Source organism: Pseudomonas sp. B10, from assembly GCF_900156235.1.
Taxonomy (GTDB): Bacteria; Pseudomonadota; Gammaproteobacteria; order Pseudomonadales; family Pseudomonadaceae; genus Aquipseudomonas; species Aquipseudomonas siliginis.
This window is the reverse complement of record NZ_LT707063.1, coordinates 4,268,210-4,293,823: the sequence shown is the minus strand read 5'-3', so window position 1 is coordinate 4,293,823 and position 25,614 is coordinate 4,268,210. Positions and strand designations below refer to the sequence as shown.

Here is a 25,614-nt window from a genome sequence, read left to right as displayed (position 1 = left end):
CTTCAGCGGCTGACACTCCGCCATCGCGGGCAAGCCCGCTCCCACAGGGTCAGTGGTCTACTCTGCTAAACCAGCGTAGGCCTTATTGCGCCGATCGAACGATTGATTGCCGTGGACAGTCCACACTTTGAACCCCAACTTCTGGAGAGCGTTCCATGTCTGACCGCTATATCGACTTCGCCAACTCATCCTTCGGCCATCGTCTGGTCGGGGCCTTGGGCCTGCCGTCGCCGGTGCGGCTGGAACGCTGGCAGGCGGGGCGTCTGCGGCCGATCGAGGGCGCCCTGTTGATCGGTGGCGGGCCGCTGGCCGAACGGATCGGCGTGTTTGCCAACCGCTTGACCGATGCAATCTACAGCTACGGCACCGAGCCCTCGCTGGCCACTGCATGGATCCCCGGCCACGGGCCGAAACTCAAAGCGGTGGTGTTCGACGCCAGCGCTCTGCAACACACCGACCAGCTCAAGCAACTGCGCGAATTCTTCCAGCCATTGATGAAAAATCTCGACCATAGCGCGCATCTGGTGATTCTCGGCCGCGCGCCGGAAAGCCTGGGTGATCCGTTCGCCTCCAGTGCGCAGCGAGCACTCGAAGGCTTCTCGCGCTCGCTGGCCAAAGAGCTGCGCGGCGGTGGCACCTTGCAGCTGATTTACGTCGGCGAAGGTGCCGAAGATCAACTGGAAGGCCCGCTGCGATTCTTCCTCTCGCCGAAAAGTGCATTCGTTTCCGGCCAGGTGATTCGCCTGACCGCGTGCGCCACGCCAGTGACTGACTGGACCCGACCCCTGGCCGGGCGCAAGGCGCTGGTCACCGGTGCTGCGCGCGGCATCGGCGCGTCGATTGCCGAAACCCTCGCCCGGGATGGCGCCGAGGTGATTCTGCTCGATGTACCACCGGCCAAGACCGACCTCGAGGCCCTCGCCGCGCGCCTCGGCGGCCGGGCGATCACCCTCGATATCTGCGCCGATGACGCCGCCGCGCAATTGATCGAACAACTGCCCGACGGCCTCGACATCCTCGTGCACAACGCCGGCATCACCCGTGACAAAACCCTGGCCAACATGACCCCGGAATTCTGGGACGCGGTACTGGCCGTCAATCTCAACGCGCCGCAAGTGCTGACCAAGGCGCTGCTCGACAGCGGCACCCTGCGCGACAACGCACGGGTGGTCCTGCTCGCCTCGATCAGCGGCATCGCCGGCAATCGCGGCCAGACCAATTACGCGGCGAGCAAGGCTGGCCTGATCGGTCTGGCCCAGGCCTGGGCGCCGACGCTGCTGGAACGCGGCATCAGCATCAACGCCGTGGCCCCCGGTTTTATCGAAACCCAGATGACCGCGCACATCCCGTTCGGCCTGCGCGAGGCTGGGCGGCGCATGAGTTCGCTGGGCCAGGGTGGCTTGCCGCAGGACGTCGCCGAAGCCGTGGCGTGGCTGGCGCAACCGGGCACGGGCGCGTTCACCGGCCAAGCGCTGCGGGTTTGTGGGCAAAGTGTTCTGGGGGCATAAAGATGAGCATCGAATGGCACACGCTGAATCGCGAACCGAGTCTGCCGGGGCTTTATTCGCGCGCAGCGACGCGACGCAAAATCACCGGTACGCAACTGCCCGACAGCGGCCTGCGCTGCTGGGTCGATATCGACAACAAACGGCTGGCGGCCTATCGCAAGGTCTGCGGTTTCATCGATGACGGCCTGCTGCCGCCGACCTATCCACACATCCTCGCCTTCGCCTTGCAGATGCAATTGCTCACGGCCAAGGATTTTCCGTTCCCGCTGCTCGGGCTGATTCACCTGAGCAACCGCATCCGCGTGTTGCGGCCGATGGGCGCGATCAGTCGCGGGCAAGTCAGCGTGCGTGTGCACAATCTGCAACCGCACGCCAAAGGCGCGACATTCGATCTGCTCACCACCCTGGACGATCAGCTTGGGCCGCTGTGGGAAGCCGAAAGCCAGATGCTCTGTCGCGGGGTGAAACTCGAGGGCGAAGCGCTGGCACAGGACTGGCAGCCGTCGCAGGATTTGCTTGAGGTGACGCGCTGGACTGCACCTGCTGATATCGGTCGCCAGTATGCGAAAGTCTCCGGCGACTACAACCCGATTCACCTCAGTGCGGCGAGCGCCAAACTGTTCGGGTTTCCCACCGCGATCGCCCATGGACTGTGGAACAAGGCACGCATACTGGCGGCACTCTCCGATCACCTGCCCAAAGCCAACCTGGAAATCGCCGTGCACTTTCGCAAACCGGTGCGCCTGCCCAGTGAAGTGATATTGCTGGCCAGTGCCGCGGGCTCCAGCGGTGAGTTGCGTCTGATCGGTGCCGGCGACCTGGAACATATGGTCGGTCAGTGGCAACCGCTCGCCTGATCTGGCGGGGCGGAAAAACCCGTTAATTGTGTATATATCACTTAAGTTTTTCCGCGCCCTGCCCGCCGCTTTGCAAAAAACCGAGCCTTGAATATCAAGGCTTTTTTTTGCCCGTTTATTACCTGGGTATTAGTCCTTCGGCATAGCGCCGAGCCCTCTATATAAAGGGGTTAATACCAACTTGAGAATGGTGAAAAACCTGCCGTCGACTGAGATTACAGCCACGGACGAGGCATCGCCGACGACAGATCGGCGAGCCATCGAAGGCAACGTAACGTTGTGACAGGTGCAGGAATCTCAATCATGAAAACTCAAGTGATGTGGTCCAAATCGGCAATCGCGCTGGCACTGATTCTTTCGGTCGGCCTCGTCGGCTGCAGCAGCGGCGGTGGCGGTCATCGCAGCAGTTCGGGCAGTTCGACGGCGGACGGCACGGCGGGTACCGATGGCAGCGGTGGCGCGGGTGGCGGAACCGGCGGTGAGACTGCCGGCACCGGCGGCACTGGCGGCACTGGCGGCACTGGCGGCGGAACCGGTGGCACTGGCGGTACCGGCGGCGGCACCGATCCGACCAATCCAACCAATCCGACAGACCCGACCGATCCCACCAACCCGACCAATCCCGCTGCACCTTCGCTGGTGACCACAACACTTGTTCAGGATGTCGGCAAAACCGTCAGCGGTGTCGGCGATGGCGTCGGCCAGATCGGCGATTCGCTGAGCACTGTTCCGGTCGCTGGCGGCATCGTGCAAAGCGTGGCCAACACCACCGGCAACGTGGTCAGCACCTTGGGCGATGGCGTCACTGATGGCATCGGCAAACTGGCCACTGACCCCAACGGCCTGACCACCACCGTGGCCTCGGTTGGCGGCGTGGTTTCCGATGTTGGCGACGGCGTGTCGGACCTCAGCGTCAAACTCAACACCGCGACCCGTAGCGTTCCCGTCGTTGGCGGTGTAGTCACCCGCGTGGCGCCGCTGGTCGATGGCATCGGTGAAAAAGTCACCATGCTTGGCGACACCCTCAACACCTCACTGACCAGCGGCCCGACCAGCCAGTTGACCAACAAGGTCGGCAGCGGCCTGGTGCCGGTGATCGCCATGGTCGAAAGCACCACCGACAAACTGGGCGATGCCACCGGTCTGGGTGATCCGCTCAAAGGGGTGATCTCGAAAGTGGGCGGCACGGTGAACAGCCTTGGCGGCAAAGTCACCGACGCAGGCAGCGGCAATGCCCTGACCAACACCCTCGGCGGCGCCCTGAGCAACACCGGCACGGCGGTCGGCAAAGCGGGTGGCCTGGTGTCCAATGGCACTGGCTCGGGTACTGGCGGCATCGGCGGCATCGGTGGCGGGCTGGGCGGCACCGGTCTGCTGCAAACCGTGGGTGGCGCCGTGGTCAACGTCGGCAGCGGTCTGAATGCCGGCAGCACCAGCGGTGTAGTCAGCGCCGGCGGCGTCACCGCTGGCGGGCTGGGCACCACGATTGCGTCGATCAACACCGTACTCGGCGGCTCGGGCACACCGATCACTGCAACCACGTCGCCGCTGGCCAGTGTCGGCGCCGCAGTCGGTGCGGGCCTCAATCCGGTCACCAGCGCGGTGACCACTGTCACTCAACAAGTCGGCGCCGCTACCGGTCTCGGCACTCCGGTCGCTGGTATTACAAATCAGGTGGGCGCCGCCGTCGGCAATCTCGGCGGAGCAATTGCCGCCACCAACAATCCGGTCACCACTGCTGTCGGCGGTCTGGTTACCAACGTCGGCGGCACCGTGGCAGCGGTCGGTGGTCTGGTCAACAGCGGCACTGCCACTGGCGGCGGCACGGCAACCGGTGGCCTGGGCGGGGTACTCGGTGGCCTGACCGGCGCGCTGGGCGGCAACAAACGCTAAATTGCACCTGGCCGATTCGACGGCCTTACCTACAGCGCCTACGCTTGGTTGAGGGCGGAAGATTCCCACGAGTCTTCCGCCTTTTTTCTACGGAAAAACTTGCCCTGTGCTGTGTTCTGACCATGGAGTGTCCTATGCGCGTACTGGCATCCCTGCTGTGCCTGAGCCTCAGTTCCGCTGCCCTCGCCGACACCTTGCCCAGCTTTCTCAACAGTAACGAAACCATCCGCAACCTCCCCGTACCCAACCTGCCCGCCGACGCCTATCGGCCGAGCGCGGCGCCGCTGCAAGTGCCAGACCCGGGTGCGACCGCCGCGCAGCCATTGCTGATGGAAACCAAGGTCAACCTCAAGACCGTGCAGATCGAAGGCGGCACGATCTACCCGCTCAACGAACTCGCGGAAATCTACAAGCCCCTGATCGGCCGTCAGGCCAGCCTTGCCGAACTGATCGAAGCCACGCGCAACATCACCCGTCGTTATCAGCAGGACGGCTACCTGTTGTCCTACGCGTTCCTGCCGCAACAGAACTTCGATGACGGCGTGGCGCGGGTGGTGCTGGTCGAGGGCTACGTGCGCGATATCCAGATGCAGGGCGACATCGGTCGGGTCAAAAGTCTGCTCGACAAACTCGCCGCGAAAATCCAGGCCGAACGCCCGCTGACGCGCAAGACCTTCGAGCGCTACACCACGCTGATGAGCCGCATTCCCGGGGTAACCATTCAAGCGCAAGTGCCACCGCCGGGCACCACCGATGGCGCGACCACCCTGGTTGCCCAGGCCAGTCGCAAACCGTTCACCAGCACCCTGAGCACCACCGAAGACAACCGTAACGGCCCGCAGGCGTTGCTCGGTGTCAGCAGCAATTCGCAGACGTCGATGGGCGAACAGTTGAGCCTCAGCGGCCTGTTCCCACCGGGTGACGACAAAGAGCATTACTACCGTCTCGACTACAGCCAGTTCCTCGATACCGAAGGCACGCAACTCAACGTCTCGGCCTCGCGTTACCGCGCCGACCCGGACACCGAAGTGCTGGTGGGCGGTGGCGGACGCCTGAGTACCCACCGCGAGAACGATCGCTACTCGATCGGCTTCAGCACGCCCCTGATCGCCTCCGCCAACGAACTGCTGACCGCCGGCTCGCGCCTGTATGCGGTCGACGACAAGACGCGCTATGACGGCATCAACTTTCCCTTCAGCACCGAACTGCGCACCGACGTCCGCGCCCTGGCTTTCGAAGGCGACTGGCGCAAGGCCGACGCCCGCCAACTGCGCATCCTCAGTGCCGGCGTCTACCAGGGCTTCGACAGCCTCGGCGCGCACACCAACTACGACGACATCGACCTGGATTTCTTCCGCGTCAGATTGTCCGGCGTGCAGAGCGACAAGTTTCTCGACAACTGGCAAGGTGTGCTCTCGGCGGCGCTGTACTGGAGCGACGACACCTTGCCCGACAGCGAACGCGCGGTGTTCGGCGGGCAGAACTTCGGCCGTGGCTACCCCGACGACCAGGCCTCGGGCGACAAGGGTTGGGGCGTCGCTTACGAGGTCAACTACAGCTTCAACCGCGACGGCAACTGGGTGCGCATCCTGCAACCCTACGTCGTCGTCGACCGCTCGCGCAGCTGGTTCAACCAACTGCCGGTGCAGGCCAACAACCTGTCATCGACAGCCGTCGGGCTGAGGTTCGGCGATGCCAAGTACTACAACGTCGCCCTGGAAGTGGCGAAGGCCATGTCCGATGAAGCGCTGGACACGTTGAATCGCAAGCCTCGCTACAGCATCAGTTTCAGTTACCAGTTGTAAGGGCCGAGCGGTGTGTCAGTCAGGATTTTTTTTGACTGACGCACCGCCTTCGCGAGCAGGCTCGCTCCCACAGATTCGGCGGTGTTCACGGTTTCTCAGTACAACCGCCGGCCCTGTGGGAGCGGGCCTGCTCGAGAAAGCGTTCGGCTATTCAAACTATTTATCGCAGCGCTTAAACCAGCCGTTTAAACACACGCCCCGGTACCTCGCAACAGCCCACAAATCCTTGCGCCGTTGCCTACGGCTACGCCAGAATCCGCCGGCTTGTGCGCCTGGGGCGCGGGTTCTATCGTTTGCCTGCCACTGCTCATCAGTGGTCGGGTTTAGTCGCCCGCTTGTCCACGACGCACAGGTTCCTGTCAGCCAGGTATTGCATACCTGCACTTGATGGTGGCTGTGCGCAGGGCGCCTTCGGGCGCGCCGATTTCGTGGCTCATCGGTCGACTAACCTGCGTGCAGCTGCCTCCCTTTCGTTTAGTCGCGAACGGGTTGCGGCCCTACTCCATCAGGAGACTGAGCCCGTGAAAAAGATAACGCCCGATCCACCCCTTGCAGATCCGACTTTCGCCGACCCGCTCGTCGAAGCGCAAAAACTCAAGGAAGCCGCCGACCGCGCCATCGATTACTACCTCAACCCCCGCCTCATCAAAGACCCCGCCGCACCGCGAAAACCCAGCACCCTATTCATCGTCGACCCGGCTGCGGACAACGAAACCCTGTTGGTCCATGCCTGCGAATCACTGGCCTCGGCGAGCATCATGGCCAGCGACCTCGCCGGATTTATCGATGGACCGCAGCGCAGCTCCCTGTTGGGGATACAACAGGTGATCATGCTGGGCGAACTGGCGGTCAACCGCGTACTGGACAGGCTTGTGCCGGAGTGACAAGAGCTAGAGGCTGGTTGCGCAGGTGGTGAGACAGGCAGAGTGTTGTTGGCTGACTGGCCGCCATCGCTGGCAAGCCAGCTCCCACAGGATTCATGTACATCAGGCAGGAATGGGTTGGCTGGCAGGGCGCTATCGCGAGCAGGCTCACTCTTACAGTTTTGATCGTGGGTTTTCAGTGAGAAACAGGTCGGCTGTCAGACCGCCTTCGCGAGCAGGCTCGCTCCCACAGTTTGAATCGAGTACATCAGCGAGAAACAGGTCGGCGTCAGGTCGCCTTCGCTGGCAAGCCAGCTCCCACAGGACTGATGTACATCAGGAAGAAATGGGTCGGCTGCCAGGCCGCCTTCGCGAGCAGGCTCGCTCCCACAAAAGCAAAAGCAAAGCAGCGCAGCTGCCCGCGGCGAAGCCGCCCCACTCCACAATGAGCGCAAGCTCGAGTGCTCTTGATCTTGATCCACCGGCGACGTCGGAAGGCTGAGTGGAGGGATTGATCCGGGCGTGGGAGCGCAGCGACCGTCTGGCGCAGCCAGACACAGCGGAAGGAGGTGCAGCGAAGCAAACCGGAGCCGCTGCGCCCGGATCAGTCCCGGAGCGAAGGAACCCGAGCCTGCGAGGGCCGAACGTAGGAGCAAGCGTTTTTTTGCTTACTTTTTTTAGGCGTTTGTAAAAAAAGTGAGTCGCCGTAAGGGCGAAACCGCCAGCCGCAACACCCGCAGCAACGGATATTCACCCAAAACCCCACCAACACGGTCGGCCCAAAGGCCGCCGAGTTCATCCACCCTGAACCTTAGGCTTGGGAAACAGAGTATCGAGAGTCTCCAACAACCTCACGTGATAAATCGGCTTGCGAAACAGATCCAACACCTGCAACCGCAACATATCGCTGACATCCTCCATATCCGCATGCCCCGACATCACAATCACCGGCAAATGCGCCCGCGACGTATGCTCACGCAACCGCCTGATCAACGACATGCCCGACTCCTCGGGCATACGCAGATCAGTAATCACCAAAGCAATATCCGGATGCCGGGTCAACAGATGCAACGCCAGCTTCACCGACGTCGCGGTATGACAGACAAACCCCTCCCCCTCCAGCAACTCCGCCAACTCCAGCAACGCGCCTTCTTCATCATCAACCAGAAGCAACTGTTGGCGGTTAGGCGAAGACGCGTTCATAGGCAATACCTGAATACTGAAAGGTAAATCCAGTGTAGTGCGATATCAGCCAGGTGCAGTATTCACAAGATCAAGGCGTTGGCCGAGTCACAGCCGTACCATCGAGCGAGGTCAGAATATTGTTGAAGATCGCCAATACCCTGTCTCCAAGCGGAGTGACGAACGCCACAACCACCACCGCCACCATCGCCACCACAATCGCATACTCAATCGCCGAAGCACCCTCTTCACTGCGGGCAAACGCGCGAGCCTTGGCGATCACATAATCAAAAGTCATACGAAACATAGCTCCACTCCTTCGCGCCTCTGGCGCCGACATCACCACCGCGGCAAGGTTCCACCGTGCCACCTGAGCATTGTCAACAAACCCCCGCCCAACAACTGTAAGAACGCATTAATCACAAAGCATTAATCCCATCGTTTTTCCGCCGTTTCCGGCTGTTAACTGGCCAAAGTCATACTTTGGTACGGTTATTTCGCCTGTCACTAATGGCGCTTTTGCTTGGATCAGCTAGCTTGGAAATAGCGAAATAGTTGCATGTTCATAGCTGCCGATTCAGTCCGCCTTTCGCAAGCAAATGCAGTCGGTTGTGCAGCAGGAAAGGGAGAGCCGTCATGAACAGTCGCGTCACCATGGGCCTAGCCGCGTTGCTGTTGCTCGGCGCGGTTTTTGTCGGTTACTGGGGGCTGGTGCTCAGTCGTCAGCCGGCCCCGGTCGCCGAAGCGCCCGTCGCCCCAGCGGTCAGCATTGAACAGACTGTCGCGATTGCCGAAGACCAGACCCGCCAACCGGTAGTAGTGCTGCTCCACGATGTAGCGCCGTTCACGCCGTTGACCGCCGCCGATGTGACCGTGGAAAAACTGCGCAGCGCACCGGCCGGCAGCCTGACCAGCATCGAACAAGCAGTCGGCCGCACGCCTTGGCGCCACCTCAGCGCCGGCACCTGGCTGAATGACGAAAGCTTCCAGGCCGGCGGTGCGCTGGCGCGGATGATTCGCCGCGACGAGCGCGCACTGACCGTGGCCGTCGATGAAGTGATCGGTGGCGCCGGGCAGTTGCTGCCGGGGGATTACGTCGATGTGCTGCTGTATCTGCGCGAGGACGCGAGCAATCTGCAGCAGTCGGCGCAGATCGCCGTTCCGGCTTTGCGCGTGCTCGGGATCGGTGATCAGTACGGCCTGACCAACGACGGCCAACCGGCATCGCCGAGCCTCAGCGCCGAAGAAAAACTCAAACAGGACCAGCGCCGCATCGCCGCGCGGACTGCGGTGCTGGCGGTGCCGGAACAACTGCTCAGCCGCCTGATGCTCGCCACTCAAGTCGGCACCTTGCGCCTCGCGGTGCGCAGCAGCGAAGAACAGCGGCTGGCCAAATATTGGGCCGGCGAAGCGCAATCGCCCGCGCATCTGGATCGCGCCAACAGCCAGCTCTTCCAGTTCACTCAACTCGCCCTGGGCAGCGCGCAAAAAACACCTGCCACCGCCAATGCCGGCGCGGCGCCCAGGCCTGCGGTGGAAATCATTCGCGGCAACCAGATCAGCCAACAAACCCCATGACTGCGCAAGGATTCACGTGCATGCAGAGTCGACTCAGACCGACATTGAAACCGGCGCTCCGGGCCTTGCTGTTGTTGGGATTGACGATGGACAGCGCCTTCGCGGCGGTGGGCAACTGCTCGGCACTGCCGCGCCTGCCCTCGGTGATCGAAATCGGTGAAGGCTTCCAGCAGGACATGCAGTCACCGGTGGCAATCACTCGGCTGGCAGTGGGCGACCCGAAAATTGCCGACGTGCATGCCAATGGCGGTTCGTCCTTTTTGCTCACGGGCGTCGGCCCCGGCGCGACCAGCCTGATGGTCTGGACCGCCTGCTCGGCGCAGCCGCAGCAAGCCATGGTCTTTGTCCAGGGCGCGGCGACCACGGCGCTGACCAGCAGCGTGCCGTCCGACGATCCGACGCTGCCGTCGCAAGTGCAGACCGACATCCGCTTCGTCGAAGTCAGCCGGACCAAACTCAAGGAAGCCACGGCGTCGCTGATCGGCACGCGCGGCAATTTCCTGTTCGGCTCGCCCGGCACACTGCCACCGATTGACGGCGTGCCGCAGCCACGCCTGCCGGTGGATAACTCGCTGTTCAATTTCTCCTGGGTCGGCGGCAAGACCATGGCGATCATCAACGCCCTGGAAACCAGCGGCTTCGCCTACACCTTGGCGCGGCCGAGTCTGGTGGCGTTGAACGGGCAGAGTGCGAGCTTCCTGGCCGGCGGGGAAATCCCGATTCCGGTGCCCAGTTCCGGCAGCGACAGCGTGTCGATCGAGTACAAGGAATTCGGCATCCGCCTGACCCTGACGCCAACCATCATCGGCCGCGACCGCATCGCGCTGAAGGTCGCCCCGGAGGTCAGCGAACTGGATTTTGCCAACGCGGTGAACATCGCCGGCACCACCGTTCCGGCGCTGACCATCCGCCGCACCGATACCAGCGTGTCACTGGGTGATGGCGAAAGTTTTGTCATCAGCGGTTTGATCAGCACCACCAACAGCTCGCAAGTGAACAAGTTTCCCGGCCTGGGTGACATTCCCATCCTCGGCGCGTTTTTCAAAGGTTCGCAGATCAAACGCGAGGAGCGCGAGCTGCTGATGATCGTCACCCCGCACCTGGTCCAGCCACTGGCGGCGGACGCGCGACTGCCGTCGTTGCCGGGAGAGAAACTGCGCAATTACGACCCGAATTTCTATCGCATGTTCTTCCTCGAGAACGGCAACTTCGACAAGCGCAGCGGGTTGTCGCAATGAACCAGAATCTCAGCCAGACCTTTCTCGCCATCACCCGCAACAGCACCGATCTGGAATGGCTGCAAAGCGCCCTCGCGCCACTCGGCCAGGTCATCAGCGCCGGTGCCGGCAGCCTCGACGAACTGCTCGCGCTGGTCGATGTAACGTTCGCCAATCTGGTCTTCGTCGGTCTCGACCGCGAGCATGTCGTGGCGCAGAGCGCGCTGATCGAAGGTGCGCTGGAAGCCAAGCCGATGCTGGCAATCGTCGCCCTCGGCGACGGCATGGACAATCAGCTCGTACTCAATGCGATGCGCGCCGGCGCGCGTGATTTCGTTGCCTATGGCTCGCGCTCCAGCGAAGTTGCCGGACTGGTGCGGCGCTTGGGCAAACGCCTGCCCGCCGTCACTCCCAACACCCAGCTCGGCGGGCTTACCGTGATGTACGGCGTGCAGAGCAGTTCCGACGGTGCCTTGCTCGCCAATCACATGGCCATGGTGGTGCAGAAGAGCGGCCAGCAAACCTTGCTGCTCGATCTCGGCCTGCCCCGTGGCGACAGCCTCGCGTTGTTGGGGCTGGAGAGTTCGTTTCACTTCGGCGATGCCCTGCGTCATTTGCGCCGCCTCGACGCGACGCTGATCGACAGCGCTTTCACCAGCGCCGACCACGGCCTGCGCATTCTTGCCTACGCCAACACTGACGAGCCGCTGGAAACCACCAGCGCCGCCGAGCTGTACATGCTGCTCAGCGCCTTGCGCCAGCACTTCCAGCACATTGTCGTGAACCTCACCGGGCAGGCCGACAGTGAAGCGTTGCGCACCTTCGTCAGCCATTGCGACAAACTGCTCTGGTACACCGACCAGAACGTCCTCAACTGCCGACGCAACCTCGCCGTGCTCAATCAATGGCGTGAGAAAGGCATGAAACTCGAGCACGGGCGCTTGCTGATCGATCGCTACCTGAGCAACGTCGCGCCGGATGCCGAGACCCTGGGCAAGACCTTCAATCTGGAAGTCATCGCCGTGCTGGCGTTCAGTCCCGACGTGCGCCTGAACGCGAAAAACCAGGGCGTGAGTCTGTTCGAACTGGCGCCCCGGGAGAAACTCACCCAGAGCCTGCGCACCCTCGGAGAGCGCTTGGCGAAACGCTCCGAAGGCCTGAGCAAACCGAAAGTCACCTGGTTCGACCGCCTGCGAGGCCACTCATGAGCGCAGAAAAACTCTTTGGCTCAACGTCGCACGGAGCGATCGGCAACAGCGATCACGAAGGCCTGAAACTGGTGCTGCACCGCTACATCATCGACGCCATCGAGGAGTCGGGGAAAAACCTGCTGGAAGGTTCACGCCAGCAACTGGCGCAGTTCGTCACCGACAAGGTCGCCGAATACATCGCGCGTTTGCACCTGGCGATCTCGCGCTACGAGATGGAGCGCCTCGGCGAAGAAATCGTCGACGAACTCACCGGATTCGGCCCACTGGAAGTCCTGCTGCGCGACCCGTCGGTGACGGAGATTCTGGTCAACGGCCCGCACCGGGTGTTCATCGAGCGCGACGGCGTACTGCATCAGAGCGATCTGCGTTTTATCGATGCGCATCACGTCGAGCGGGTCATGCAGCGCATTCTTGCGCCGCTCGGGCGCCGCCTCGATGAGTCCTCGCCGATGGTCGATGCGCGCCTGCCGGACGGCAGCCGGGTCAACGCGATCATCCCCCCGATTGCCCTCGACGGCCCGTGCCTGTCGATCCGCAAGTTCCGCAAGGACATGCTCAAGAGCACCGACCTGATGGCGATGCAGACCATCGATCTGGCGATTTTCGAGTTCCTGCAGAACGCCGTGGGCAGGCGCTGCAACATCCTGATCAGTGGCGGCACCGGCACCGGCAAGACCACGCTGTTGAACATCCTCAGCCAGTTGATCAACCCGCACGAACGGCTGGTGACCATCGAAGACGTCGCCGAACTGCAACTCGGCCATCCGCATGTGGTGCGTCTGGAAACCCGTCCACCCAACGCTGAGGGGCATGGCGAGGTCAAGGCCAGCGACCTGATTCGCAACGCCCTGCGCATGCGTCCCGACCGGATCATTCTCGGCGAAATCCGTGGCGTCGAAGTGGTCGACGTGCTCACCGCGATGAACACCGGCCACGACGGTTCGATGAGCACCGTGCACGCCAACAATGCCCAGGACGCGCTGCTGCGTCTGGAGACGCTGGTCGGCCTGACCGGGCGCTCGATTGCCGAACGCACCCTGCGTCAGATGATCTGCGCCGCCCTCGACGTGATCATTCAACTGACACGCATGCCCGATGGCCGGCGCTGCGTCAGTGAAGTGGTGGAAGTGGTCGGGATTCGCGAGGACGTCTACGTCACCAACCCCCTGTTCCGCCTCGACCGCCGCACGGGGTTCGGCTTTGTGCGCGAAGCGGTCAACCCGGCCGGCGACAAGCTGCGCCACGACGCTCACCAGGGCTGACGGCGAGGAGCACGCAGATGCTGGGACCGATCATTCTCATCGCCATTTGCCTGATGCTGCTGGGGCTGTCGATCTATCTGTTCCTGCAAGGCCTGCGCAAGACCGCGACGGAGAAAGTCCTCAATCGACTCGCCGCCGGGCAACCGCAACTGGCCGTCGAGCAGACCAGGTGGGTGGGACTGGAACGCATGTTTCTGCGTGCTGGACTGGGTCGGCCGAGCGAGCGTTTCGGTCTGTGGCTGAGCCTGTGGGCGGCGGCCATGGGCCTGGGATTTCTGCTCGGGAACTGGGTTGGTTTGCTGATCATGTTGCTCGTCCCGCCCGTGGCGTTGCGGCTGTACATCGCCATTCGCTACCGACGGCGGATCCGCCGCATGATCGAACAACTGCCGCAATTGCTCGACCACACCGTACGCAGTCTCAAATCCGGGCGCACGCTGAGCGATGCGGTGCTGGGCGGCATCGAGGCCAGTGAAGACCCTTTGAAAGCGGCCATGGGCCGGGTGCAGCGCAACGTGCAACTGGGGGTGAACCTGCCCGATGCGGTCAGCGATTTTGCCGAACTCTACGAGCAGGACGAACTGCGCATGTTCGCCCTCGGCCTGAAGGTCAATCACCGCTACGGCGGCAATGCCAGTGAGCTGCTGGAGAATCTGATCAAACTGATCCGCGAGCGCGACCAGGGCGCGCGGCAGTTGCGCGCCCTTACCGGGGAAACGCGCATGACCGCTTGGGTTTTGGGTTTGCTGCCGTTGATTCTGGTGAGCTACTTCATGCTGACCAACCCCGGCTACATGCTCGGCATGTGGCACGACGAAAGCGGCCAGACCATGCTGCTCAGCGCCGCCGTGTTGCAGGTGCTGGGCAGTCTGGCGCTGTGGCGCATGTTGCGGAGCGTTTGAGATGGTCTGGCTCGCGGCGTCGCTGTTGCTCCTCGGTTCGCTGTTATTGCTGGGCAATCACTTGCTCACCGAGCGCCGCCGCGTGCGTCAGGTGCATCAGCGCTTGCACGGCCAATTGGTCCGGGAGAACCGTTTCGGCCACTGGCTGCGCGCGCTGGGCAACAGCCGTTTCGGCCGGGGTTCGGTAAGTATCGACAGCGAAACCCAGACCCTGCTCGGCCGCCTCGGCTGGCGCCGCGCCAACGAGCGCGCGCTCTTCGCCGCCTGCCAGATCGGCACGCCGCTGCTCGCTCTGGGGCTGGCGATCTTTTTGCAGGAAGTGTTTTTCCCGCAGACCAGCCATCGCTGGATGGCGCCAATGTTCGCTGCGGGCGGCGGCTATCTCTTGCCCAAACGCCTGCTCGCCTACGCCGCCGCCCGCCGACAGAAAACCATCGCCGTGGAAATCTCCACGTTCATTCCGCTGCTGCGCATCCTCTTCGAATCCGGCATGGCCGTTGAACAAGCGCTGCGCGTGCTCAGCGTCGAAGCACAGAAACTGCTGCCGGAACTGACCAGCGAACTGCGCCTGATCCTCAGCCGCGTCGACTCCGGTCTGGAGCTGGGTCAGGAGCTGAACAAGACCGCGGTGATGCTCGCGGTGGACGAATTCACCGACACCTGCGTGATCCTCCAGCAACTGATCCACCAGGGCGGCGGCGCGATGAAATCGCTGTTGGCGCTCAAGCAATTGCTCGATGACCGACGCCTGACCCGGCTGCAGGAATACATCTCGAAAATGTCGGCGAAGATGTCGGTGGTGATGATGCTGTTTCTGTTTCCCGCCCTGCTGATCGTACTGGCCGGCCCGGGCTTCACCGCCATTGCCCGCGCGTTCGCAAACTGACCTTGGCTCATGGAGAGCGTTTGATGAAAGTACTGATAGTCATGGCAAGTCTGTTGTTGCTCAGCGGCTGCGCCACGGATGGCCAGGCGCCGTGGACCTCGCTGCTGTCGCCGTCCAGTTGCAGCAAGCTGACCTCGGAGCAGGAGCTGTCGCTGAATCTCGCCGATGATCTGGCCAGCGACGGCAAGCTCCACGCCAGCCTCGCCAACCTGCAAAGCCTGCCGGACAACCTCAGCGAAGTGCGCCTGCGCAAAGCCAAGGTCTATCGCCTGCTCGGTCGCAGCGAAGCCGAGCCGCTCTACCGCAGCCTGCTCGGCGGCTGCCTCACCGCCCAGGCCGAACATGGCCTGGGCCAGGTCTACGCCGCCCGTGGCGACAACGGCCAGGCCCAGGCCCACCTGCAACGCGCCGCGCGCCTGGCGCCCACTGACGAAAAAATCCGCAATGACCTCGGCGTGGTCTACCTCAACCAACTGCGCCTCAACGAAGCGAAATTCGAATTCCTCACCGCCATCGAGCTGAGCCAGAACAATCAACTGGCGACGCTGAACATGGTCACCCTGCTGCTCTACCAGAACGACTGGCCGCAAGCTGCGGAAATCGTCAGCCGCTCGAAACTGACCCCGGAACAATTCACCGAAGCGCAGCAACGCGCGGAAAAACTCAAAGCCCCGAGCCACGCCAAAGCCACACCCGGCGACCGCGTCGCCGCCTTCATCGACCCGCTACCGCCGACGCTCGAATAGGAGACAGCCATGACCATCCGCAAAGGCCTGTGCTACCTGACCCTGCTCACCCTGCCCCTCACCGCCCACGCCATCGACACCGGCCCTGCTTCTGCGCAGCAGCAGGAAACCGAAGGCTGGCTGGTCCTGCAAAGCCGCAACAAAGCCGCCTCGCCCAAACCGCAAAGCGCCACAGCCACCGAACGCGAACTGGCGATGCAGCGCTGGCTGAAGAAATACCAGTACGAGATTCCGGATTTTTACGATCCGGATGCGGGCGGGAAGATCGAGAGCAAGAATTAGTCTGGTGGTGCCCTTAAAGGCCCCTTCGCGAGCAGGTTCGCTCCCACAGTTTGCAATGCATTTCCCCTGTGGGAGCGAGCCTGCTCGCGAAGAACGATAACGCGGTCGCAGGTCAGGTCTGCGGATCAACCCGATCCAGCGCTCGATTCACGGCTAGCTCGGCCAGCATGACAATCTGCTGAATCGCCAACGCCGTGCTGCGCTGAAACCCGCTCAACTCACCAGCGAAATTACTCGCCATCGCACTCGCTGACGCCAGCGACTCACAGGCATGCGCCAACAGGCTTTCGGTATCGACATTGGGCACCACCATGAACAGCGTGCTGGGCGGGTGCGGTTTGGCAGGTTCGGGGCAGAGATAGAAATCGAGCGCGCGTTTTATCGCTTCGCGGTTTTTCACCAGATCGTCGGCGCGCATGGCGTCTTCGAGCGGGGTGGTGGGGGATGGGGGTGGGTCTGGGATCAGTTTGTCCATTGAAACGGCTCTCCAAAATCTGCGGTGCGACCCAATGCCATTCTCACGGGGCAAAAGGTGGCAACTGTATGCGGGGTGAGAATACCGGTTATGGACACCCGGCCAGACCGAAGTCTGCCCGCACACAGCCGCCATGACACATTGCAGACAGCGGGCAAGCTGCCGGCGATTATGCGTGCACAGATACTGGATGACCATAAGTAGCAGGGTTCTCACACCCGATCGCCGAAGATTCGACGACAGCCAGAGACTAGTGACCCGACGTCCGACGGACAACCTGAAAACCTTGTGGGAAGGTTCTGGCAAATCAGACACAGATTTAAACAATCAAAATCAAAAGCACCCTCACCCTAGCCCTCTCCCAGAGGGAGAGGGGACCGACCGAGTTGTTTGGGTCAGGTATGCCGACCTGAGATACCGAGTCGAATGCAAATTTTGAACAACCCGCAAATCGGCTCCCTCTCCCTCGGGAGAGGGCTGGGGTGAGGGGCGAATCCAGCGCAAAACAAAAGCCAGACACCGCATGCTTTTCACCACTCAAAACAATGAGCGCAAGCTCGAGTAGCTTTTGATCTTGATCTGGGAGCCGTCGGCAGGCTGAGTGGAGGGATTGATCCGGGCGTGGGAGCGCAGCGACCGTACGACGCAGTCGTACACAGCGAGTGTAGGTGCAGCGAAGCAAACCGGAGCCGCTGCGCCAGGATCGATCCCGGAGCGAAGGAACCCCGAGCCCCAGCGAGCGGGCCGAACGTCAGGGCGAAGACCTTTTGGTTACTTTTGGGGCGTTTGCCAAAAGTGACCCGCCGTAAGGGCGGAACCGTAATCAGCGACACCCAAAAAAACGGATATTCACCCCAACCACCCAAAGCATGGTCGGCCCAAAGGCCGCCAAGTCAATGCGCCGTAACCCGCTGCCGTCCAGCAGAACCACTGGGCGACAAAGCCAAAGCCAACTGCGTCCGATTATGCATATGCGTCAACCGCAACACCTGCGACACATACAACTTCACCGTGTTCTCGGTAATCCCCAACTCACAGGCAATCTGATAATTGGTCTGCCCCTTGCCCACCAACCGCGCCACATCCAACTGCCGGGGCGACAACTGATTGAACACCGCCGGCATCTCCACGGACTCAGGCTCACCATCGGCCAGCACCGGCACGGGCGAGCGCCGCACCTTGTCCAGATCCTGATAAAGGTCATCAATCGACTCGGACAAAAACTGCAACTTCTGATTCAAATGCCCCAGATGCAGATTCTTCTGCCGCTCCTGCAAAGCCAGTTCCTGGCGCTGCACCCCCTCAAGCAACTCTGCCAGATCGATCGGCTTCTGATAGTAATCGGCAATCCCCGCACGCAACGCCTTGATCACATCCTGCTTGTCAGCGCGCCCGGTGAGCATGATCGCCTCGAACACCCGCTGCTTGCCGGCCAGCCGCTGCAACGCCTGGATCAACTCGATGCCGTCCATGTCCGGCATATGCAAGTCACTCAGCACCAGACCGATGTCCGGGTCCGCCCTGAACAGCTCGATGGCTTCAAGACTCGAGTCGCACGGCACGCAACGGTAGCCACTGCTCTCGAGAAACTCACAGAGTTCTTCAACGATCAGCGGCTGATCATCGACCACGAGGATTTTTACCGAATTAGGCTTGTTCACGAACCACTCCATTTGCTCGGCCAACGCTGACGGTTCCTGCACTTTGGTGGCGTATTCGCCTGAATTGAAAGTAGACCCACTTTCCGACTATGTACATAGGACTAGTGGCACCCCGCGATCAGGTGATCCAGTACAGCGAAAGCACTACACCTACCCACACGAACGGCGCAAATGGCAGCTTTTTTGACTTGTCCGGGGCCAGATGACGCACATGCTCTCTAACTCCTTGAGCCATATGAGGCCAGACTTTTGGCGCGAGCAGCAGCCACAGCACGCTGGCCACGCCCGCGCCGATAAACGCGCCAAGAACGAATACGCCGTTCGTCGCAAGAGCCAGGGCTGTCATTAATTTCACATCGCCGGCGCCCATGCGGCCCAAGAAATAACCCGGCAGCGTCAGCAGCAGAGCGATCAGGCAGGCCCAGCCGCCTTGCGCCGCGTTGGCGCCCAGCCAAGTAGTGCCAGTCGCCAACAACCAGACCAACGCCAGCGCGCCGACGCCTAACGTCAATGCGTTGGAAATGCGTCGCTGCCGGGCATCTTGGGCGGCGCAGATCGCCAGCCAGATCAGAACAAGGAAAATCTGCATCCGCTGAAAGCCGTCCGTTTTGCCTGATTGATTCTATGCTGATACTACGCAGTGACTGTCAGGGTAGACGCACGCATGAAAAACGGCTTTCGCAGGTCGCAAAAAGGTGCGGTGGCGATCGAATTCGCCTTGGTGTTCATCATCTTTTTCGCAGTGTTTTACGGGCTGGTCAGCTACGGCCTGCCCTTCGTGATGATGCAATCGTTCAACCAGGCCACCGCCGAGGCGGTGCGCCGCAGCGTTGCGGTCGACCCGACCACGCCGAACTATTCGACGGTGGTGGTCAACACCGCCAATGCCGCGCTGACCCAACAACTGCAATGGCTGCCCTCAGCCTTGAATCTGGTGGTCGGCACCGACACCAGTGCGGCGTACGACGCGGGGACTGGCACCCTGACCGTCAGCGTCAATTACCCGGTGAGCAAGCTCAATCAGATCATGCCGTTTCTGGTGCTGCCCGGGATCGGCACGGTGCCCAATCTGCCCACGCACCTCACCGCCCGATCGAGCCTGCAATTTTGACCGCCGGCGATAAGCTTTTCGGGCGCTTGCTCAAGCGCGCCCCCGTCGCAGCCCACGACTTGCCGGACCATCTCGGCGCGCCGCCCATCGGCCTGCATTTTTATCTGGATGGCAACGGCGCCGTGTTGCAGATCGCCGGCCCGCTGCGGCATTTGCTTGCCCAGCACAAACCCCAAGGTCAGCCGCTGCCGCTCCGCGCCTATCTGCTGCCGCATAGCCTGTTGACCATCGAAGGTCGGCCGAGGGACTGGCACGGGCAATTACTTGATCTGGATTTCACTGGCTTGAATGATCAGCCGCTGCACCTTCGCGGCTGGGTGCAGCCACTAAACGATGGCTGGCAACTGCAGATGCTCGACATCGCCGACCTGTTGCTCGAACGCCAGCAAGCGCGCGATCGCGACGCCTGCCAGACCCTCGCCGCGCAGGTCAGCGATCGTCTGCGCACGTGCAGTCTGACGCGTCTGCCGACGGTGCTTGGTGAACAATTGCAGGCGATCGCCCAGCGCTGGCACATCCCCTGTCTGGCAGTGGCGCTGCTCGATGAACAGGCCCAGGGCTGGCAGATTCATCAACAGTTTCGTGGCCACGACGCCCCGCAATTGTGGGAGGACGGCCAGCCGCTGGGCACGCCGCTGGACAGCCTCAACGGCAGCGCGCCGCAACGCCTCGCCGGCCCGCAGGGCCGCTATGAACATTCGCGATTGCAGGCCACGTTCGGCAACGCCAACGGTTTCGCCGTGCCCTACAGCAATGACCAGGGTGTGGTCGCCTGGCTGCTCTGCGGGTTTTATACGGTCGACAACGTGGCGCCATGGCTGACCGATCGTGACTGGCTGACCCTGGCCGGCGCGCTGGCCGGGCCGCTGCTCAGCCGCTTGCGCGAGCAGCGCCATGTGCAATCGATGGAGCGCCTGGACTCGCTGCAAAACCTGCTCGGCACTGGCTGGTGGGAAATCAGTGCCGAAGAGCAGATTGCGCTGGCGCCGACGCTGGCCTCCGCACTGAATCTCAGCGATCGCCTGCTGCCGGTAGAAGACTGGCTGTCGCTGTTTCATCCCGCCGATCGCGCCGAGTTGCGCAGCCGCCTGCGCGCCCTGCAACTGCAAGGAGAAGCGCTGACCCTGAGCGTGCGTCTGCACCGCGCGGAGGCCGGCGCAGCAGCGACGTGGTATCGGATTCAGGGCCAGGTCAGCGGCACCGGTGAGCATCGGCGTCTGGTCGGGTTCATGCTCGACATCAGCGACATCCAGAATCAACAACAGCGCGCCGCTGCCGCCCATGCGCGGCTGGATAATCTGATTGCCAGTTCACCGGCGGTGATCTACGTGCAGCGCTATGCAGAAGGTGCACTGATCCCGGCGTTTTTCAGCGCCAGCCTGCAACCCTTGCTGGGCTGGACGCTGGAAGATTGCGATGCAGCAACACTGGCCGAGCGCGTGCATCCCGACGACCGTGAACTGTATTTCCAGCGCAACCGCCAATTGTTGCGCGAAGGCTCGGTGCGCGCGCGTTATCGCCTGCGCGACAACCGTGGCGAGTACCACTGGCTGCTCGATGAGGCAAAACTGCTGCGCAACGATCTCGGCCTGCCGGTCGAGGCGGTGGGCTTGTGGCTGGACGTCACCGACGCAACGCTTGCCGCCGAGCAGGTGCGGCAGAGCGAGGAGCGTTACCGGATTCTGGTCGAGGACTCGCCGGCGATGATCTGCCGTTATCGCCCTGACCTGACGCTGATCTTTGGCAACCGACCGTTGGCGACTTATCTGGAATGCACCCCGGAACAACTGCCCGGGGTTGATCTGGGTGGCTGGATGTCCGATGAACAGCGCGCAGCGTTCGTTCAGCGCTTGAGCCAACTGACGCCGCAACAGCCAGTGAGTACAGCGGAAATCAGCCTGCAATTGCCCGGACGCGAACACGCCTGGTGGGTCTGGTCGGATCGCGGCGTGTTCGATGAGCAGGGACAGTTGATCGAAGTGCAAGCGGTGGGCCGCGACAACACCGAGGTGCGCCGCTCGCAACAGCAACTCACCCAAAGCGCGAAAATGGCCACCCTCGGCGAAATGGCCACCGGCCTTGCTCACGAGATCAATCAACCGCTGAACGTCATGCGCATGGCCATCGTCAACGTGCTCAAGCGCCTCGGCAACGGTGATGTGCAGGTCGATTACCTGACCGACAAACTCAACCGCATCGACGCTCAGGTTCAACGCGCGGCTAAGGTGGTCGACCACATGCGCGTGTTCGGCCGGCGCTCGGAAATCGAACAACAGTTGTTCAACCCGGCCCAAGCCATCGAAGGCACCCTGTCGCTACTGGCCGAAGGCATGCGCGGCAAAGGTGTCGATCTGCGCATCAGTGAGACCGGTTTCGAGGCGCAGGTGCGTGGTTACGTCGATCAGTTGGAGCAGGTGCTGATCAACCTGATGGTCAACGCCCGCGACGCCCTGCTCGGCAAACGCGAGGGCGACTCAACGTTCAAGCCGTGGATTTCGATCTACGCCGAGCGCGACGAGGAAAGCGTGCGGCTGTGGGTCGAGGACAATGGCGGCGGTATCGATCCGCGTTTGCTGGAGCGGATCTTCGAGCCGTTCTTCACCACCAAGCCGATTGGCGTCGGCACCGGCCTGGGCCTGTCGGTGAGCTACGGCATCATCGCCAACATGGGCGGCCAGTTGAGCGTGCGCAACTCCACGGAGGGCGCACGGTTCTGCATCGAATTGCCGATTGCCACGGATGATCAGATCACCAGATAGGCCTTGCCGGTCTGCCCGCAGGTCATGTTGGCGCCCACCTCGGTGTTCATCAGATTGATGCCCAGGCCTTTGAGCAGATTGTTCAACAACGGGTCGAGCAAGGGGCTGATCAAACCGGTGACCACCGGCAACAAGCGGTTGCTGACGTCGCTGATCAACGAAGCCACACCGGTGACGACAGCGCCCAGCGGGTTGCTGCCCACGGGTTTGTAAACGATCAGGTTGATGCCGGAAAGCGTGTTCGCCAGGCTGCCGACGATGTTGCTGCTCGGCGCGGCGGGCAGCAGGCTCGGCGGCAGTTTCAGATTGGCCGGGGTGACGAAGGGTGTGGTGCTGGAGAACAGCAGATTCTGTGTGGTCTGCGCGACGCTGGTGTCGAGTTTGAGGGCGATGCCGCCCGCGCCGTACTGGACCCGGGAGGCGGCATCGCAACTGCCGATGCCGAGAATCTTGTGGCAGGTGATGATGCCGAGATCGACCAGCGGCAACGGCGTCACGGTTGGTTCGGCGACTGAAGAGAACGCCGCGACAGGATCGATCTTGCCGAGTTTGAGATCAGCGAGAGAGGTTGTGGTGGTGGCGGTCAGGCTTTTGCTGCCGCTGTCGTCGGTCGGGCAGCGGTAATCGGTGACATAGCTTTTCGCCCCGCCGGCATCCAGCGCGATGTCGATTTGCGGTGAGGGCAGCAGCTTCGGATCGAGCTGTTGGCAGCCGGCACCCAACAGGCAGAACACTGAATTGAGCGTGTCCACCAGATTCAGGCTCAACAGCGCATTGAGCGTCGGCGTCAGCGTACCGACCAGGCCCAGCACCGCATTGGTCAGCCCCGTCACCCCCGAGAGCACCGGCAGATTCACCGACAGCAGCGTGCGCACCTGCGCGGTGCGCACATATATCCGGTCCGGTCCCAACGGATCGGCCTTGGCCCGCGCTGGGTCGCCAATCGCCGAGAACTGCGGCGGCTCGATCACCTTCACCCGCACCGTGACACCGGCCAGCCCCAGCACGTTGACCGGCAAGGTCGCCGCCACCGCGCTCTTGCTGTTGGCCAGTTGCACCACGCCCTGCACCAGTTGCAGCAATTGCAGATTGGCATCCAGCCCCGCCGCCGTGGTGCCGGTTTGCAGCTGCAGGATCTCGCCGAGTCTGACCGGCGCCGCATTGATGGCGGCGGCCTGCAACTGGCCCAGCGCGGTGACCACTTGCGCAGTCGCGCCGTTGAGCTGCACCACCGTCGCTGCGGCCTGAATCAATTGCGTCACGGTCGCTTGGGTATTGAGCAACTGCGTGTAATTGCCGGCGCCGACGTTGAGGTCGATGGCCAGTTGATCGAGGTATTTGAGCAGGTTGATATCGGTGTGCAGCAAACCGTCCCAGCCCACCGCCGTGAGGTTGACGTTGCCGCCGAGCAACCCGGAAAACAGCGGATTGAGGATGTTCGACTGCGCCGTGTCGATGCTGGCGAGGGTGCTGCGAATATTCAGTTGAGCGACGGTCGGCTGCGGTTTGGCCGCGACTGCCGAAGCATTGAGCGTGGTATTGAGGCTGACCGGCGTGGCGCTGAACAGCGCCTGCACACCGCCGGCAAAACTGCTGGTGACCGTACGACTGGCAGCGACTTTGACTGCGCTTGATTGCGTGGCATCGACAGTGAAACTGCGCATACCGCTGGCAGCGGTGGCCAGTGTGCCGCAGGTGGTCGCGAGTGTATTGGCGGCATCCGCCACGTAACCATTGCGCAGCGCACTTTGCCCGGCATAACTGGCGGCGCTCAGCCCGGGCAGGCAATTGCCGCCGCGACTGACCGCTTCGAGGGCGGCGGTATCCACCACCCGCTGCAATTTGCGCTGTTCCATGTACAAGCGACCGCTGTCGACCACCAGCAACATCATCACCAGCGCCAGACTCAGGGTGGCGGCCGCCATCAAGCCGATCGCCCCGCGTTGCCGGGCCGGGCCGTTGCCTTGCGATCCTCGCGACATGGCGCACTCCTTTGCCGGCGCAGTGCCGAGCGCTACCTCCGTTGGTGAAAATGAGTGTAGACGCGGTCGGTCGAGACTGCTGGCGTCGCGCCATTCCTGTCACCACCGCCACTGTGGGAGCGAGCCTGCTCGCGAAAGCGTCGTGCCAGAGGATTCAATACTGAATGACACACCGCCTTCGCGAGCAGGCTCGCTCCCACAGGGACGGTCAGAGCGGTTCAACGCGGTGGATAGTTGGCCAGGATCCGTGTGACGGTCTCGCGAATGGCATTGCTGCGATCGGCCGGATTCGGGCGGTTGCTGAGCATTTGCTCATCGCTGCCACGCCAGACCAGTTTGCCGTCCTTGCCGTCGAGCAGGTCGATCTGAATGGTCGCGACCTTGTAGGTGATGTTGCGCGTTTCGTTGTACATCGGTGCGCCCCAGTAGCCATTCCACGGGCCGCCCCAACCGCCGCCGTAATTGGTCGTCACTTGCTGCTGCCGGTCCTCGACGATCAGGTAGGTCTGCACGCTCAGGTCACCTTTGCCGCCGCCGGCAGCCGGGCGCAAACCGCGCTGATCGAGTTGATCGGACACCGCCTGGCGGATGCGCTGTTCGGTCAGGTCGCTTTTGATGCGCGGATCATCGGGGCGATATTGCAGGGCCGGGTCTTTCCAGCTCCAGCTGCGATAAGCGGCAAAGTCGCGGCTGGCGTCGAAGTCGTGATTGACCTGGTTGGCAGCGCAGGCACTGAGCAGCGCGGCAACAGCGAGTAGAGCGAGACGGCGGAACATGATTTTTCTCCGGGTGAAGACATGAACCTGCTGACACGACGTCAGCTGGGAGGATAGGCCGCCATGGCTTTTTCCACAGCCTCGCGGATCGCATCGGCGCGTTCGATCTGATTGCCCTGGGTGCCGGTCTCGGCGCTGGCGCTCCACACTGGCTGACCATTGCCGGCATCGAACAGATCGACTCGCACCACTACGACCTGCTCTTGATAGGTGCGCACGATCGGCACGCTGTTGTACATGCCGTAACCGCGACCATAACGATCATAGCCGCCGTATCCGCCGTAGTAGCCGTAATCATCGCGCACCTGACGCAAACGGGTTTCCAGACGCAGATCGGCGCTGACCAGCAGGTCGGCCGGGCGGTTGTCGCGCATCGGCCGCAAGCCGCGTTGGTCGAGGGCGTTGCTGACCGCCTCGGCCACCTGCGCCGAGTCAGCCCACGCCGTGCCCGGCGGCAACTGCCCGTTGCGCCAGGCCCAGTTGCGGTAGCGCCCGTAATCACGCGGCGGCGCCGGGTAGGCGCTGCGGTCGAAGGTGGCGGCGGCTTGCGGCGGTGCCGGCGGCAACGGCCGTGACTGAGCCACGTAGGGGTTGCTGCCTTGGCAAGCGGCCAACCCCAGACTTATCAGCAATAACCCGCATTGAGCTTTCATGTCGC

The 25,614-nt window shown here is 62.4% G+C and carries 23 protein-coding genes; 15 read left to right on the top strand and 8 right to left on the bottom strand.

Annotated elements, in window-relative coordinates:
• Positions 1-155 precede the first annotated feature (155 nt).
• From BXA01_RS19345 to BXA01_RS19325, 5 genes are all read left to right on the top strand, one after another.
• The gene (locus BXA01_RS19345) at positions 156-1,508 is read left to right on the top strand and encodes a 3-oxoacyl-ACP reductase (RefSeq protein ID WP_076565588.1); all 1,353 of its coding nucleotides are present in this window, start codon (positions 156-158) and stop codon (positions 1,506-1,508) included.
• A 2-nt stretch (positions 1,509-1,510) separates the two neighbouring features.
• The gene (locus BXA01_RS19340; protein ID WP_076565586.1) at positions 1,511-2,365 is read left to right on the top strand and encodes a MaoC family dehydratase; all 855 of its coding nucleotides are present in this window, start codon (positions 1,511-1,513) and stop codon (positions 2,363-2,365) included.
• A gap of 303 nt (positions 2,366-2,668) precedes the next feature.
• Positions 2,669-4,258 carry a collagen-like triple helix repeat-containing protein gene (locus BXA01_RS19335; protein WP_076565585.1) on the top strand — a complete coding sequence of 530 codons (1,590 nt, stop codon included), beginning with the start codon at positions 2,669-2,671 and terminating at the stop codon, positions 4,256-4,258.
• A gap of 134 nt (positions 4,259-4,392) precedes the next feature.
• Positions 4,393-6,063: a ShlB/FhaC/HecB family hemolysin secretion/activation protein gene (locus BXA01_RS19330; protein WP_073471828.1), complete on the top strand. Its 1,671-nt coding sequence runs from the start codon at positions 4,393-4,395 to the stop codon at positions 6,061-6,063.
• Between the two features lie 521 nt (positions 6,064-6,584).
• A complete protein-coding gene (locus tag BXA01_RS19325) occupies positions 6,585-6,947 on the top strand; it encodes a DUF6124 family protein (protein WP_041479635.1) in 363 nt (120 codons plus the stop codon).
• Between the two features lie 774 nt (positions 6,948-7,721).
• On the opposite strand, the gene BXA01_RS19320 is transcribed toward BXA01_RS19325, so the two are convergent.
• Both BXA01_RS19320 and BXA01_RS19315 read right to left on the bottom strand, forming a co-directional pair.
• Positions 7,722-8,129 carry a response regulator gene (locus BXA01_RS19320; protein ID WP_076565583.1) on the bottom strand — a complete coding sequence of 136 codons (408 nt, stop codon included), beginning with the start codon at positions 8,127-8,129 and terminating at the stop codon, positions 7,722-7,724.
• A gap of 70 nt (positions 8,130-8,199) precedes the next feature.
• Positions 8,200-8,415, bottom strand: coding sequence for a Flp family type IVb pilin (locus BXA01_RS19315; RefSeq protein WP_370593582.1), 216 nt, complete (start codon positions 8,413-8,415; stop codon positions 8,200-8,202).
• A gap of 329 nt (positions 8,416-8,744) precedes the next feature.
• Here BXA01_RS19315 and cpaB point away from each other — a divergent pair, with 329 nt between their 5' ends.
• The 8 genes from cpaB to BXA01_RS19275 are packed head-to-tail and all read left to right on the top strand — an operon-like array spanning position 8,745 to position 16,192.
• Positions 8,745-9,686, top strand: coding sequence for a Flp pilus assembly protein CpaB (cpaB, locus tag BXA01_RS19310; RefSeq protein WP_076565582.1), 942 nt, complete (start codon positions 8,745-8,747; stop codon positions 9,684-9,686).
• 20 nt (positions 9,687-9,706) lie between these two features.
• Positions 9,707-10,924, top strand: coding sequence for a type II and III secretion system protein family protein (locus tag BXA01_RS19305; protein WP_024011445.1), 1,218 nt, complete (start codon positions 9,707-9,709; stop codon positions 10,922-10,924).
• Complete coding sequence (locus BXA01_RS19300) at positions 10,921-12,111, top strand: pilus assembly protein (protein WP_076565580.1); 1,191 nt, start codon at positions 10,921-10,923, stop codon at positions 12,109-12,111. Before BXA01_RS19305 ends, BXA01_RS19300 begins: the two co-directional genes overlap by 4 nt.
• Positions 12,108-13,376: a CpaF family protein gene (locus BXA01_RS19295; RefSeq protein WP_076565579.1), complete on the top strand. Its 1,269-nt coding sequence runs from the start codon at positions 12,108-12,110 to the stop codon at positions 13,374-13,376. Before BXA01_RS19300 ends, BXA01_RS19295 begins: the two co-directional genes overlap by 4 nt.
• Before the next feature lie 17 nt (positions 13,377-13,393).
• Complete coding sequence (locus tag BXA01_RS19290; RefSeq protein ID WP_076565577.1) at positions 13,394-14,278, top strand: type II secretion system F family protein; 885 nt, start codon at positions 13,394-13,396, stop codon at positions 14,276-14,278.
• Between the two features lies 1 nt (position 14,279).
• Positions 14,280-15,164, top strand: a complete 885-nt coding sequence (locus tag BXA01_RS19285; protein WP_041480650.1) for a type II secretion system F family protein — start codon at positions 14,280-14,282, stop codon at positions 15,162-15,164.
• Positions 15,165-15,187: 23 nt separating this feature from the next.
• A complete protein-coding gene (locus BXA01_RS19280) occupies positions 15,188-15,910 on the top strand; it encodes a tetratricopeptide repeat protein (protein WP_076565575.1) in 723 nt (240 codons plus the stop codon).
• A 9-nt stretch (positions 15,911-15,919) separates the two neighbouring features.
• Complete coding sequence (locus BXA01_RS19275; RefSeq protein ID WP_024011439.1) at positions 15,920-16,192, top strand: DUF3613 domain-containing protein; 273 nt, start codon at positions 15,920-15,922, stop codon at positions 16,190-16,192.
• 112 nt (positions 16,193-16,304) lie between these two features.
• On the opposite strand, the gene BXA01_RS19270 is transcribed toward BXA01_RS19275, so the two are convergent.
• The 3 genes from BXA01_RS19270 to BXA01_RS19260 all read right to left on the bottom strand — a co-directional run bounded on the left by BXA01_RS19270 (position 16,305) and on the right by BXA01_RS19260 (position 18,917).
• Positions 16,305-16,667, bottom strand: a complete 363-nt coding sequence (locus tag BXA01_RS19270) for a DUF6124 family protein (protein WP_076565574.1) — start codon at positions 16,665-16,667, stop codon at positions 16,305-16,307.
• An 893-nt stretch (positions 16,668-17,560) separates the two neighbouring features.
• On the bottom strand, positions 17,561-18,340 hold the full coding sequence (locus BXA01_RS19265) for a response regulator (RefSeq protein ID WP_442961919.1): 780 nt from the start codon (positions 18,338-18,340) through the stop codon (positions 17,561-17,563).
• Between the two features lie 106 nt (positions 18,341-18,446).
• Entirely contained in the window at positions 18,447-18,917 is a 471-nt protein-coding gene (locus BXA01_RS19260) for a prepilin peptidase (protein ID WP_076565572.1), read from the bottom strand.
• Between the two features lie 75 nt (positions 18,918-18,992).
• On the opposite strand from BXA01_RS19260, the gene BXA01_RS19255 reads away from it, so the two are divergent.
• Positions 18,993-19,439 (top strand): TadE/TadG family type IV pilus assembly protein, encoded by a 447-nt coding sequence (locus BXA01_RS19255; RefSeq protein ID WP_024011435.1) that lies wholly within the window; start codon positions 18,993-18,995, stop codon positions 19,437-19,439.
• On the top strand, positions 19,436-22,198 hold the full coding sequence (locus BXA01_RS19250) for a PAS domain-containing sensor histidine kinase (RefSeq protein ID WP_076565570.1): 2,763 nt from the start codon (positions 19,436-19,438) through the stop codon (positions 22,196-22,198). The genes BXA01_RS19255 and BXA01_RS19250 overlap by 4 nt, the downstream gene beginning before the upstream one ends.
• Here BXA01_RS19250 and BXA01_RS19245 read toward each other — a convergent pair.
• From BXA01_RS19245 to BXA01_RS19235, 3 genes are all read right to left on the bottom strand, one after another.
• Positions 22,183-24,180, bottom strand: a complete 1,998-nt coding sequence (locus BXA01_RS19245) for a pilus assembly protein TadG-related protein (protein ID WP_076565568.1) — start codon at positions 24,178-24,180, stop codon at positions 22,183-22,185. The genes BXA01_RS19250 and BXA01_RS19245 overlap by 16 nt on opposite strands.
• A gap of 218 nt (positions 24,181-24,398) precedes the next feature.
• Complete coding sequence (locus tag BXA01_RS19240) at positions 24,399-24,956, bottom strand: DUF4136 domain-containing protein (protein WP_076565566.1); 558 nt, start codon at positions 24,954-24,956, stop codon at positions 24,399-24,401.
• Positions 24,957-24,997: 41 nt separating this feature from the next.
• Positions 24,998-25,609 carry a DUF4136 domain-containing protein gene (locus BXA01_RS19235; protein ID WP_076565564.1) on the bottom strand — a complete coding sequence of 204 codons (612 nt, stop codon included), beginning with the start codon at positions 25,607-25,609 and terminating at the stop codon, positions 24,998-25,000.
• Positions 25,610-25,614: the final 5 nt, after the last annotated feature.